At 62.7% G+C, this 11,559-nt stretch carries 14 protein-coding genes; 5 read left to right on the top strand and 9 right to left on the bottom strand.

Translation table 11 applies throughout. The features are described 5' to 3' along the window. Positions 1-88: 88 nt before the first annotated feature. Positions 89-1,303 (bottom strand): threonine ammonia-lyase, encoded by a 1,215-nt coding sequence (ilvA, locus tag H2510_RS08765; protein WP_222438464.1) that lies wholly within the window; start codon positions 1,301-1,303, stop codon positions 89-91. Beyond that, positions 1,296-2,441, bottom strand: a complete 1,146-nt coding sequence (locus tag H2510_RS08760) for an NAD(P)/FAD-dependent oxidoreductase (RefSeq protein ID WP_186627925.1) — start codon at positions 2,439-2,441, stop codon at positions 1,296-1,298. Before H2510_RS08760 ends, ilvA begins: the two co-directional genes overlap by 8 nt. A gap of 145 nt (positions 2,442-2,586) precedes the next feature. On the opposite strand from H2510_RS08760, the gene H2510_RS08755 reads away from it, so the two are divergent. From H2510_RS08755 to H2510_RS08735, 5 genes are read left to right on the top strand one after another with little or no spacing between them, the layout of a single operon-like run. Continuing rightward, positions 2,587-3,030, top strand: a complete 444-nt coding sequence (locus tag H2510_RS08755; protein ID WP_084346097.1) for an Asp23/Gls24 family envelope stress response protein — start codon at positions 2,587-2,589, stop codon at positions 3,028-3,030. Beyond that, positions 3,027-3,329 carry a hypothetical protein gene (locus tag H2510_RS08750; protein WP_186627923.1) on the top strand — a complete coding sequence of 101 codons (303 nt, stop codon included), beginning with the start codon at positions 3,027-3,029 and terminating at the stop codon, positions 3,327-3,329. Before H2510_RS08755 ends, H2510_RS08750 begins: the two co-directional genes overlap by 4 nt. Next, positions 3,326-3,511: a DUF2273 domain-containing protein gene (locus H2510_RS08745; protein ID WP_186627922.1), complete on the top strand. Its 186-nt coding sequence runs from the start codon at positions 3,326-3,328 to the stop codon at positions 3,509-3,511. The genes H2510_RS08750 and H2510_RS08745 overlap by 4 nt, the downstream gene beginning before the upstream one ends. Beyond that, positions 3,504-4,439 (top strand): DUF6286 domain-containing protein, encoded by a 936-nt coding sequence (locus H2510_RS08740; RefSeq protein ID WP_315901301.1) that lies wholly within the window; start codon positions 3,504-3,506, stop codon positions 4,437-4,439. Before H2510_RS08745 ends, H2510_RS08740 begins: the two co-directional genes overlap by 8 nt. After that, positions 4,436-4,996 (top strand): hypothetical protein, encoded by a 561-nt coding sequence (locus tag H2510_RS08735; protein WP_186627920.1) that lies wholly within the window; start codon positions 4,436-4,438, stop codon positions 4,994-4,996. Before H2510_RS08740 ends, H2510_RS08735 begins: the two co-directional genes overlap by 4 nt. Positions 4,997-5,156: 160 nt before the next feature. On the opposite strand, the gene tuf is transcribed toward H2510_RS08735, so the two are convergent. The 7 genes from tuf to H2510_RS08700 all read right to left on the bottom strand — a co-directional run bounded on the left by tuf (position 5,157) and on the right by H2510_RS08700 (position 11,556). Next, a complete protein-coding gene (gene tuf / locus H2510_RS08730) occupies positions 5,157-6,347 on the bottom strand; it encodes an elongation factor Tu (RefSeq protein WP_136171228.1) in 1,191 nt (396 codons plus the stop codon). A 121-nt stretch (positions 6,348-6,468) separates the two neighbouring features. After that, a complete protein-coding gene (gene fusA, locus H2510_RS08725; RefSeq protein ID WP_186627918.1) occupies positions 6,469-8,571 on the bottom strand; it encodes an elongation factor G in 2,103 nt (700 codons plus the stop codon). Positions 8,572-8,703: 132 nt separating this feature from the next. Further along, positions 8,704-9,174: a 30S ribosomal protein S7 gene (gene rpsG / locus H2510_RS08720; protein WP_072805598.1), complete on the bottom strand. Its 471-nt coding sequence runs from the start codon at positions 9,172-9,174 to the stop codon at positions 8,704-8,706. Further along, complete coding sequence (gene rpsL / locus H2510_RS08715; RefSeq protein WP_072805599.1) at positions 9,174-9,548, bottom strand: 30S ribosomal protein S12; 375 nt, start codon at positions 9,546-9,548, stop codon at positions 9,174-9,176. Before rpsL ends, rpsG begins: the two co-directional genes overlap by 1 nt. 305 nt (positions 9,549-9,853) lie before the next feature. Beyond that, on the bottom strand, positions 9,854-10,372 hold the full coding sequence (locus H2510_RS08710) for a DUF3558 domain-containing protein (RefSeq protein ID WP_315901300.1): 519 nt from the start codon (positions 10,370-10,372) through the stop codon (positions 9,854-9,856). Beyond that, positions 10,369-10,887, bottom strand: a complete 519-nt coding sequence (locus tag H2510_RS08705; RefSeq protein ID WP_186627914.1) for a DUF3558 domain-containing protein — start codon at positions 10,885-10,887, stop codon at positions 10,369-10,371. Before H2510_RS08705 ends, H2510_RS08710 begins: the two co-directional genes overlap by 4 nt. Positions 10,888-10,920: 33 nt before the next feature. Next, positions 10,921-11,556 carry a TetR/AcrR family transcriptional regulator gene (locus H2510_RS08700; RefSeq protein ID WP_186627912.1) on the bottom strand — a complete coding sequence of 212 codons (636 nt, stop codon included), beginning with the start codon at positions 11,554-11,556 and terminating at the stop codon, positions 10,921-10,923. Between the last annotated feature and the right edge of the window lie 3 nt (positions 11,557-11,559).

Raw genomic sequence — 11,559 nt, 5'->3', positions numbered from 1 at the left:
CTCGGATCGTACGGGCAGTCACCGACAAGTATCGGGGGAACAAGTACCGCTCCGCAGATTTGTCCGTGAACTCTTGCGCAGGCCGGTCCTACAGCGTTCCGACCCCGAATGCCGATGCGTCGAGCGCATCGAGAATCTCCTGACGGTGAATAGGACCTCGAGTTTCGACGGTGAGCAGGACTTCGACCTCCTCCAAGCCGAGCTGGCCACCGGTCCTCGAGTGCACGACGTCGACGACGCTCGCACCAAGTTTTTTGACGACCTCGAGCAGAGACAACAGGCCTCCCGGTCGATCCGAAATCGTGACGCGGACAGCCAAATATCGGCCTGCAGCGCGCAGCCCATGGGTGATGACATGGGTCAGCAACAGCGGATCGATGTTGCCACCGGACAGGATCGCGCAGACAGGACCCCGAAGCTCGAGGTCGTCGCGGCTCATCAGTGCGGCCACCGCGGCTGCACCTGCAGGCTCGACGATGAGTTTGGCCCGCTCGATGCAGAGCAGCAACGCACGCGAGAGCGCGTCCTCGCTGACGGTAACGACGGCGTCGACCCAGTCGGCCACGTGGGCGAACGGCACTGCCCCCGGTAACCCCACCGCGATGCCGTCGGCCATCGTGGACATCGATGCCGCTGCGATCGGGTGGCCCGCACTCAGCGAAGCCGGCCACGCAGCCGCGCCCTCGGCCTGCACCCCGATGATCCGTACACCGGGTTTGTGGAAATGAAACGCGGCGGCGACGCCGGCCAGCAAACCGCCGCCGCCGGTCGGAACGAGGACGGTGCCGACCTCGGGCATCTGCCCGAGCAGTTCGGTTCCGAGTGTCGCCTGCCCAGCAACGATGTCGGCATGATCGAACGGATGTATCAGGACGGCGCCGGTCCGCTCCGCGAACTCACGCGCGTGGGTCAGTGCCTCGTCGACGGTATCGCCGACGAGATTCACCGTGGCTCCGTAGGCCTTGGTGGCGACGAGCTTTGGTAGCGAGGCACCGGTCGGCATGAACACCGTCGAGGCGATGTTCAATTCGGTTGCCGCCCAGGCGACTCCCTGTGCATGATTGCCTGCGCTCGCAGCGACGACTCCGTTGGCGCGCTCGGATGCGGTGAGCCGGGAGATCCGGTTGTAGGCCCCGCGCGGCTTGAAGGAGCCGGTGCGTTGCAAGTTCTCGCACTTGAGACGCACCTCGTGACCGGTCAGATCGGAGAGTATCCGCGACGCCACGACAGGCGTCCGCCGCACGACAGGCTCGAGAACGTCCTCCGCGTCGGCGATATCACGGGCCGTGAGAAGTTCACTCAAAAGGCTGCCCGATCTTCGCACGCATCTTCATCACTCCTCCAGCTTTCCCGGCACCGACAACAGCGGTAAGAATTCCGTCACGGAAGTAGTAGGCCAAGAATTTTCTGCCGTCATCGTCGATAATCTTGACAGAATCGTCGGCAGAAGGCGTTCCGAGCGCTTGAATCTTCAGATCATATTGGTCACTCCAGAAGTACGGCACCTGTGGACGCGCCGGGGCTGCCTCGTGACCGAGGATTGCGGGCACCATGACCCGAACCTGATCGCCGACGTTGCTCCAGTGCTCGACCCGCTTCTTCGCTTCGCCGACGGTCCATGCAGCGACATCGCCGACCGTCCACACATGCGGATCGCTCGTGCGTCCGACGGCGTCCGCGGAGATACCGTCGGCGATCTCGATTCCCGAGCTCGCCAGGAAGGCTGTGACAGGTGTCGATCCCACACCGATCACAACGGTGTCGACCTCGAGTTCGGTGTCATCGGTGAGCACGGCATGGGTTACTCGATCGGATCCGCGCAGCGTCTTGATGCCGATGCCGGTCCTGAGATCGACGCCCTCCTCCCGGTGCAATCGAGCGACGAGCTCGCCCACCTCGGCACCGAGCACCGAACCGAGCGGTGTCTGTTGCGGTTCGACGATCACGACGTCGGCACCCGCGTGCCGAAATCCTGCCGCGAGTTCACATCCGATGAAACCTGCACCGACGACAAGAGCACGGCTGCTGGATTCGACGTCTTTGCGTAGTGCCGCGGCGTCGTCTCGCGAGCGCAGCACGTGCACGCCCGCCAGATCCGGTAGCGAGGGAATCCGCCGCGGATGCAGGCCCGTCGCAAGCACGAGTTCGTCGTAGGCCAGAGTCGATCCGTCTGCCAATTCCACAGTCTGTGCGGCGGTATTCACTGCTACTGCAGCCGAGCCCAGACGCAGTTCGATGTTGTGCTCGTGGAAGTATTCGGCGGGTTCGAAGGTGGTGTCCTCACGTTCGCCGCGAATGACCTCCTTCGACAGTGGAGGTCTGTCGTACGGCAAATGGTTCTCGTCACCGACGAGCACGATGTCGCCGCCGTACTCGAGTTTGCGTAGTTCCTGGGCGGTCCGCAGACCCGCCAACCCTGCTCCAACGATCACAATTGCCATGACTGATCTTTACCAGACGGCGAGGATTTCGGCGCTGGCCGGCCGCTTCGGCTCCCGCAGACAACCCGCGGATGCCGTGGGGGCCCCGCGAATCCGGTTGTGCTTTGTGTAGCCGCGCCGGGGCAGCATCACTACGATTAGAGGTATGACCACAGACCCCAGGTTCGCTGCAGCGGGTTCGGCAGCACTGACCACCACGCAGGGGCGAACGATCATCGCCGATGCCGTCGTCGCAAAGATCGCCGGCATCGCCACCCGCGAGATCGACGGCGTCTACGACGTCGGTGGCGGCACAGCCAGAGCGGTCGGAGCTCTCCGCGATCGGATACCGGGTGCCCGGGTCAACCACAGCCAGGGAGTGGCCGTCGAGGTGGGCGAGAAGCAGGCCGCGATCGACATCGGCATCGTCGCCGAATACGGCGTAGCGCTGCACGAACTGGCCGCAGGTATTCGCCGCAACATCATCACTGCCGTCGAACGGATGACGGGCCTCGAGGTCACCGAGGTCAACGTCACCGTCTACGACGTCATGCTCTTCGACGACACCGAAACCGGACCTGATCCGGACCTCCGACCGCGTGTGCAGTGAGCGCGCCGCGCGAGATCGAGCTCGCTGACACGATCGCGTCGATCACGCTGAGTGTTGCGGGTGTCAGCGCACTGCATCCGGGCGAGTTCGGTGAGATCGCGACGTACCTGCCCGGTCGTAGGATCGTCGGAATCCGCATCGACGCCGAAGTCTGCGAGATCCACATCAGCGTCGAATACCCCAGCGACGTGCACGCGGTCGCACGCGCAGTGCACGATGCCGTCGGGCCACACGTGTCGGTACCGATCGTGGTCACCGTCGAAGACGTCGCAATACAACCGACAGGGAGTCATCCATGACGTACACACTCGCGGGGTTGCTCACGGGCTTGCTGTTGGCGCTTGCTGGAATCATCGGCGGGTTCAGTGGATTCGTACTCGCGCTGTTCCTCGGGGCCGTAGGGGTCGCGATCGGTGCTCACTTCGATGGTCGACTCGACCTCTCTACGTTGCTGCGTAGCCGCGGTCGCGGCCGTGGTTGATACAGCCCGCGCCGCATCGGCCGACACTGGCGGGCGAGGAACTCTCGTCATCAAGGAGCGTGCCATCGAACGCGTGGCCGTCGCAGCGGCCCTGACAGTGCCTGCCGTCGTCCGTAGCGTCGGTGGAATATCACGCTTGACTGGCCGGGACCTGCCGCGCGCAGATGCATCGGTCGGCGAGTACTCCGTCTCGATCAACCTCTACGTCAGCCTGACGTGGCCGTGCCGAATCGCCGACGTCTCCGAGGCCGTCTACACCGAGGTTGCCCGTGCCCTCGACAACATCGTGGGCCTGCCCTTGTATCGGCTCAACGTCATGGTCGCAGCCACATCCGCCGGAGAAGCTGTGGAACAACAGGTCTCGGACGACACGGCTTTTACGACACCTAGGCCGCGCCCACCGACGGCAAGTCCGGGCGCACTCCCCGTCGCCGTTGTGCTCGCCTTCGGCCTGCTGGCACTGGCCTTCGTCGCAGGTCGCGAATTCTTGATCGTGCACGACACGATCGGTGGGGCTCCCTGGATCCGCAACGCGGTCGACTGGATTTCCGAGTTGCATTGGGCGCCATGGATGATCACCGCTTCGGGAGCGGCGATGATTGCCGGGCTGATACTTCTCGTCATCGGAGCCAAGCCCCGCACGCAGACACACACCGGGGTTACGTCGCCGACATCGCAATCGCCGATGGTGTGGATGCGACCAACCGACGTCGCACGCATGTGCAGCGATCACGCAGGGGAGGTACCCGGCGTCGAATCTGCTCGCACGACGGTCACGAAGAAGCGCATCACCGTCGAGGTACACCGAACCGAAGCAGGCGAAGACGAAGCGCTGACCAAGGCTGTCCGTGACGCTGTGACACCGACGCTGTCGGTACTGGCCGACGCCAGAGAAACCCGAATCCGACTCCACCAGGCACGCAGATGAAGCGCGCAACTGCATTCGTCGACCGTCTGCTCGTCGTTCTACTCGGCATCGCGCTGCTCGGGGCCGGTGCATTCGCGCTCGCCTGGTACTTCGACCTTCCGCTCGCGGTGCGCACACTGTCTCGATTCGATCGGGCCACGATCGCGGGACTACCTGCGCAAGATTGGTGGGAGGCAGCACTTGCCGCGACTGCCATCGTCAGCGCCATCGGTGCAATTGCACTGATTATCGGTAACCTGTCGCCGCGGCGCACCGGGACGATGCAGATCTACGCCGAGGAAGCCCTCGCGGTCCGAGTCGACCTCGGCGCACTGGCACGCGGGATCGCCGCTGATCTCTCGACGTTCCCCGAAGTCGAATCCTCCAGGGGCCGAGCGATCGACGACCGAGGGACCGCAACGCTAGCGGTCACCGTGTCGGCATCCCCTGCCATCGACATCGACGCCTTCACACGGGCCGTCGAGAAGAAGGCGGAGTTCGTTGCCGAGTCCGTCGAAGGCGGAGCAGTCGCTCTTCGGATCCAGATGCATGTGAACGCTGCGGTGCCGTCCAAGTAGCTCGATGCGCGTGAGTGATCCCTTGTAGCTATCTGATCGTATGAGTGGACCATGAAGCGGGATGTGAAGCGGGATGTGTAGCGGGTCCGGGTAACGAGCACACAAAAAGAGGCGCCCATCTCCTTTCGGAGATGGGCGCCTCTTTTCGAGTGAAGCTAGATCACTTGATGATCTTCGTGACGCGACCGGCGCCGACGGTACGACCGCCCTCGCGGATAGCGAAACGCAGGCCCTCGTCCATGGCGACCGGCTGGATCAGCACGACAGTCATCTCGGTGTTGTCACCGGGCATAACCATCTCGGTGCCCTCGGGAAGGGTCACGACGCCCGTAACGTCCGTGGTACGGAAGTAGAACTGCGGGCGGTAGTTGTTGAAGAACGGCGTGTGACGGCCGCCCTCGTCCTTGGACAGGATGTAAGCGTTGCCCTCGAACTCCGTGTGGGGAGTCGTGGTGCCCGGCTTGATGACAACCTGTCCACGCTCGACATCTTCGCGCTTGATGCCACGAACGAGCAGTCCGACGTTGTCGCCGGCCTGGCCCGAGTCGAGCAGCTTGCGGAACATCTCGATACCGGTGACCGTGGTCTTGGTCGAGCCGGGGCGGATGCCGACGATCTCGACCTCTTCGTTGACGTTGACCGAGCCGCGCTCGATACGTCCGGTCACAACCGTGCCACGGCCGGTGATGGTGAAGACGTCCTCGACTGGCATGAGGAACGGCTTATCCGTCTCGCGGACCGGGTCCGGGACGGAATCGTCGACGGCCTGCATGAGCTCGAGAACGCTCTCGGCCCACTTGGGGTCACCCTCGAGTGCCTTGAGTGCGGACACCTTGATAACCGGTGCATCCTCGTCGAAGTCCTGCGCAGCGAGAAGCTCGCGGACCTCCATCTCGACAAGCTCGATGATCTCTTCGTCGTCGACCATGTCGGACTTGTTCAGGGCGACGAGGATGTACGGAACGCCGACCTGCTTGGCGAGGAGCACATGCTCACGCGTCTGCGGCATCGGGCCGTCGGTTGCCGCTACCACCAGGATTGCGCCGTCCATCTGCGCAGCACCGGTGATCATGTTCTTGATGTAGTCGGCGTGGCCGGGCGCGTCTACGTGTGCGTAGTGGCGCTTTTCGGTCTGGTACTCGACGTGGGAGATGTTGATCGTGATACCACGAGCCTTCTCCTCCGGAGCCTTGTCGATCTCATCGAAGGCCGAGGCCTCGTTGAGGTCCGGGTACTTGTCGTGCAGAACCTTGGTGATTGCTGCCGTCAGCGTCGTTTTGCCGTGGTCAACGTGACCGATGGTTCCGATGTTGACGTGCGGCTTCGTCCGCTCGAACTTCGCCTTCGCCACTATGTCCTCCTGGACTGATTGGTGCTTGCGTTAATGCAGCAGTGCGGTTGTCTCGTACAGCTCTTGTGAACTGCAGGGGTCGTGCGGTGGAACAGATACAGCGTGCCCAGCTAGGAAGAAATTATTCTCCCATTGCCTTCGCGATGATTTCCTTCGCGACGTTCACAGGAACTTCAGCGTAGGAATCGAACACCATGGAGTAGTTAGCGCGGCCCTGAGTCTTCGACCGAAGGTCTCCGATGTAGCCGAACATCTCCGACAGCGGAACCTGTGCCTTGACGATACGGGCACCGCTGCGTTCCTCCATGGCCTGAATCTGACCACGGCGGGAGTTCAAGTCGCCGATGACCTCACCCATGTAATCCTCGGGCGTGATGACCTCTACGGCCATGACGGGCTCGAGAATGACAGGGCCGGCCTTGCGAGCGGCTTCCTTGAACGCTTGTGAGCCGGCGACCTTGAAGGCCATTTCCGACGAGTCGACGTCGTGGTACGCACCGTCGAGGAGCGTGAGCTTGACGTTGACCAGGGGGTATCCGGCAAGAACGCCGTACTGCATGGCGTCCTGAGCTCCGGCGTCGACCGAACCGATGTATTCCTTCGGCACACGCCCACCACTGACCTTGTTCTCGAACTCGTACGTCGCGCCGTCTTCGCCTTCGAAAGGCTCGAGCTTGATGACGACCTTCGCGAACTGGCCGGAGCCACCGGTCTGCTTCTTGTGGGTGTAATCGTGCTTCTCGACCGTCTTGCGGATGGTCTCGCGGTACGCGACCTGCGGCTTACCCACATTGGCCTCGACCTTGAATTCGCGCTTCATGCGGTCGACGAGGATATCGAGATGCAGCTCGCCCATACCGCCGATAACGGTCTGACCGGTGTCCTCGTCCAGTTTGACGGAGAAGGTCGGATCCTCTTCGGCCAGCTTCTGGATAGCCATTCCCAGACGTTCCTGGTCGGACTTGGTCTTGGGCTCGATCGAGACCTGGATGACCGGATCCGGGAAGCTCATGGATTCGAGAATGATCTGGTTCTGCGGATCACAGAGGGTGTCACCCGTAGTCGTATCTTTCAGACCGATCACGGCGTAGATGTGACCGACGCTGGCAGACGGCACCGGGTTTTCCTTGTTGGAGTGCATCTGGAAGATCTTGCCCAGACGCTCCTTCTTGCCCTTGGTCGAGTTGATGACCTGAGCTCCGGATTCGACGTGACCGGAGTAAACCCGGATGTAGGTCAGCTTGCCGAAGAACGGGTGCGTCGCAATCTTGAATGCGAGAGCCGCGAACGGCTCGTCGGCTGCAGGCTTGCGAGTGAGCAACTTTTCTTCATCGCCGACTGCCTGGCCGGTGATGGACTCGACGTCCAGCGGTGACGGCAGGTAGTCGATGACCGCGTCGAGCATGGGCTGGACGCCCTTGTTCTTGAACGCGGATCCACACAGAATCGGGTACAGCTCGCTGTTGACCGTCATCTTGCGGATGGCGCCCTTGATCTCTTCGACTGTCAGCTCTTCGCCGCCGAAGTGCTTCTCCAGAAGCGCCTCATCGGACTCGGCTACGGTCTCGAGCAGCAACGTGCGGTACTCGTCTGCGCGCTCTTTGAGGTCAGCGGGGATCTCGCGAACCTCGTACTCCTCGCCCAGCTTGGTCTCGCCACTCCAGACCAGTGCCCGCATTTCTACGAGGTCTACGACGCCCTCGAACTCACTCTCTGAGCCGATCGGCAGCTGGATGACCAGAGGCGTGGCACCGAGCCGATCCTTGATGGTCTGCACGGTGTAGTAGAAATCTGCACCGAGCTTGTCCATCTTGTTGACGAAGCAGATACGCGGAACGTCGTACTTGTCTGCCTGACGCCACACCTGCTCCGACTGAGGCTCGACGCCCTCTTTGCCGTCGAATACGGCTACGGCGCCATCCAACACGCGGAGTGAACGCTCGACCTCGACCGTGAAGTCGACGTGGCCGGGCGTATCGATGATGTTGATCTGGTTTTTGTTCCAGAAGCACGTGACAGCAGCGGACGTGATCGTGATGCCACGCTCCTGCTCCTGCTCCATCCAGTCTGTCGTCGACGCACCGTCGTGCGTCTCACCGATCTTGTAGTTCACCCCGGTGTAGAACAGGATGCGCTCGGTGGTAGTGGTTTTACCGGCATCGATGTGGGCCATGATGCCGATGTTGCGGACCTTGTTAAGGTCGGTCAGCACTTCCTGTGCCACGGAATTCATCCCGTCTTATAAGTCGAAGAGGTGGGGCTGGTCCAGCGCTGCATTTCTCGCACGGGGCCAGGTACTAGGTAAAGCGCCGGTGAAGTGCGCGGACTGTGAAGCTCCGCGCCTTCCCGACAAGCATCACCAGCGGTAATGCGCGAACGCCTTGTTGGCTTCTGCCATCTTGTGCGTGTCCTCGCGACGCTTCACAGCGGCACCGAGGCCGTTGCTGGCGTCGAGCAACTCGTTGGCGAGACGCTCGACCATTGTCTTCTCACGACGAGCACGCGAGAAGGTGACCAGCCAGCGCAATGCCAACGTGGTGGAACGGCCGGGGCGAACCTCGACGGGCACCTGGTAGGTGGCGCCACCGACGCGACGGCTGCGAACCTCGAGGGCCGGCTTGACGTTGTCGAGTGCACGCTTGAGCGTGACGACGGGGTCGGTGCCGGTCTTCTCGCGCGCCTGCTCGAGTGCCTGGTAGACGATGCGCTCAGCGGTCGACTTCTTGCCGTCGATGAGGATCTTGTTGACGAGCTGCGTGACCAACGGGGAGCCGTAAACCGGGTCGTTGATCAGCGGCCGCTTGGGTGCTGGGCCCTTGCGTGGCATTAGCTCTTCTCCTTCTTGGCGCCGTAGCGGCTACGAGCCTGCTTGCGGTTCTTGACGCCCTGGGTATCGAGCGAGCCGCGGATGATCTTGTAGCGCACACCCGGGAGGTCCTTCACACGACCACCGCGAACGAGCACCATGGAGTGCTCCTGCAGGTTGTGGCCTTCACCGGGGATGTAGGCAGTGACCTCGACCGCACTGGTCAAGCGCACGCGCGCGACCTTACGGAGAGCGGAGTTCGGCTTCTTCGGAGTGGTGGTGTACACGCGAGTGCACACGCCACGACGCTGTGGGCTTCCCTTGAGGGCAGCGGTCTTGAGCTTCCGCACCTTATCGGTGCGACCCTTGCGGACCAGCTGGTTGATAGTTGGCATGAACCGGCTTTCTTCGTGTTACGAGTCTCATCTTGATCGAGACTCAGGGATCTAGCAGTTGGAGCAAGAGAACACTGCTCCTCACCCTTACTACCTCCGCGGGTCTCTTGCACCCCGCGGTCGGGTGTGTCGCATACCCCCACACGGCAGCCGTATCGCTTGCTCGAATCCGAACATGAGCACGGCTGTACCTCGCATAGGCACACAGACGGCCCGGGCATGCCGGACACGACGCATTACGATACCCGGCGGCGTCGCCTCGGGTCAAAACGACCCCCGCTGTGCTACTGGCTGGGCTTGGACATCTACTGACTCAGGTCGAGAGTCAGTTCCATCAACTCGGTCGCCGCCGCACAAGGGTCCGGATGACCCGACCCTGGCAGGTACTGGACCCACCACCCCACGATGCCTGCGTCGGGCCCGCCTGCCGTGACACCGCACGAGTCGGGATCCTTGGGCGGCTGACTACGAATTGCGTTGCGTCCCTTCACCGAAATGTCGGTAACGCTGTACATCATCTTCTCGTTGGTTTCACGTTCGGTGGCCAACGATCCATTCTCGAACCAGTTGGACGTGACCTTCACGATGCCGTTGGGGCCACTGACGTCCCAGCGACAGATGGCTCCGAAGAATCCACGCGCGATGGCGTCGCCGCCGACGCTTGCCGCGATCTGGTCGTCGAGAACCCAATCGCATTCGGTCAACAGGTTGGGCAGATCCCCGCCTCCCGAACCGTCGAAACCTGCCGCCCGCGGAGTCCCCTGCACGGTTGTGCTGCAGCCTGCGAGAAGGAGAGCCGCTGCCAGAATCAAGACTTTTTTCACTGGGACCTCTCCACGGTCAGGGTCGCGAGTTGTTCGGCGACACCGCATGGGTCGGCCGACGGTCGCAGGTCCCCGTACGAGACCGACCAATGCATGAAGTCCTTACCGAATTGCACGCCGACTTCACACAGGGAGCCCTCCGTGGCGGCGGAGAATCCGGGGTGACCGTCGATCTCGATGTCCTCGGCCGGTCTACCGATCAATTCCGATCCGGAGCGCTCCCTGTCGATGGGGCTGCCCCGATACCAGGAGAAGCTGACCGACGGCCCGGAGAAACCCGCAACCTCCCATTCGCATCCCACCGAGTTACGGGTGATCATCGTGAACGCCGTCACCGCGAACGCTCCACGCACTTCCTCGTCCGCGACCGAACCGCACTGGCCGAAGAACGGTCCAGGCTCAGCGGCGGAGGCTTCGGCCGAATCTTGGCTCGACGGCGCAGCGTCGTCACCGGTTCCGCAGCCGCCCAGGAACATGCCGCACACCGCCAGGCCGATGGCCACTCTCCCCCGCATGCCCAGGACTCTACTGAATGTCCGTCGGAAGAATTAACCCTCGTGTAGGGCGGCCGCCGTGTCGTCCTGGCGAATCCGAAGGGACGCGTCGAGCACGCCTGACCAGGCCCGAACGATCTCCGCTCGTCTTCGCGAGTCGTCGCTGAGCACGTCTGCCAACCCCAGGCCCCGGGCCAGGTCCAGCGTCGCCTGTACCAACCGATGAGTCTGCGGATCGCGATCATCGACGCCGAGATGTGCGACGGCAGTGCGATGTGCGACGCGACCGAACTTATCCTCGAGTGGCAGGACTCTTGCGCGCATCTCTGGATCCGCGGCGGCCGCGGTCCACACCTGCAGCGCTGCCTTGAACAGTGGGCCGGTGTAGTAGTTCACGAGCCGATCCACCACGGCCTCGGTTCTGGCCGGCCCGACGGGCAGGGCCACCGATTCACGTCCGGCATGCTCCATTCGGGTATCGAACATGTACTCGAGGGCGGCGGTGATCAGGTCTTCGCGCGTCGGGAAGTGGTGTTGAGTAGCACCGCGGGACACCCCTGCTCGTTCTGCCACGACGGCTACCGTGGTGCTGCCCCAACCCTGCTCGGCGAGGGAGTCGATCGTTGCTTCGAGCAGCCTCAACCGCGTGGCCCTACTTCGGTCCTGCTTGGGTTCACGCGGCGACGCCATCTT

It is taken from the genome of Rhodococcus sp. BP22 (genome assembly GCF_014281965.1).
GTDB lineage: Bacteria > Actinomycetota > Actinomycetes > Mycobacteriales > Mycobacteriaceae > Rhodococcoides.
The sequence above is the reverse complement of the archived record's forward strand: the minus strand, read 5'-3'. Positions and strand labels throughout refer to the sequence as shown.

Excerpts from the sequence above, each read along its gene's own strand:
- H2510_RS08760 (WP_186627925.1), bottom strand. The coding sequence starts at position 2,441 with ATGGCAATTGTGATCGTTGGAGCAGGGTTGGCGGGTCTGCGGACCGCC.
- H2510_RS08755 (WP_084346097.1), top strand. The coding sequence starts at position 2,587 with ATGACCACAGACCCCAGGTTCGCTGCAGCGGGTTCGGCAGCACTGACC.
- H2510_RS08745 (WP_186627922.1), top strand. The coding sequence starts at position 3,326 with ATGACGTACACACTCGCGGGGTTGCTCACGGGCTTGCTGTTGGCGCTT.
- H2510_RS08735 (WP_186627920.1), top strand. The coding sequence starts at position 4,436 with ATGAAGCGCGCAACTGCATTCGTCGACCGTCTGCTCGTCGTTCTACTC.
- rpsG (WP_072805598.1), bottom strand. The coding sequence starts at position 9,174 with ATGCCACGCAAGGGCCCAGCACCCAAGCGGCCGCTGATCAACGACCCG.
- rpsL (WP_072805599.1), bottom strand. The coding sequence starts at position 9,548 with ATGCCAACTATCAACCAGCTGGTCCGCAAGGGTCGCACCGATAAGGTG.
- H2510_RS08705 (WP_186627914.1), bottom strand. The coding sequence starts at position 10,887 with ATGCGGGGGAGAGTGGCCATCGGCCTGGCGGTGTGCGGCATGTTCCTG.
- H2510_RS08700 (WP_186627912.1), bottom strand. The coding sequence starts at position 11,556 with ATGGCGTCGCCGCGTGAACCCAAGCAGGACCGAAGTAGGGCCACGCGG.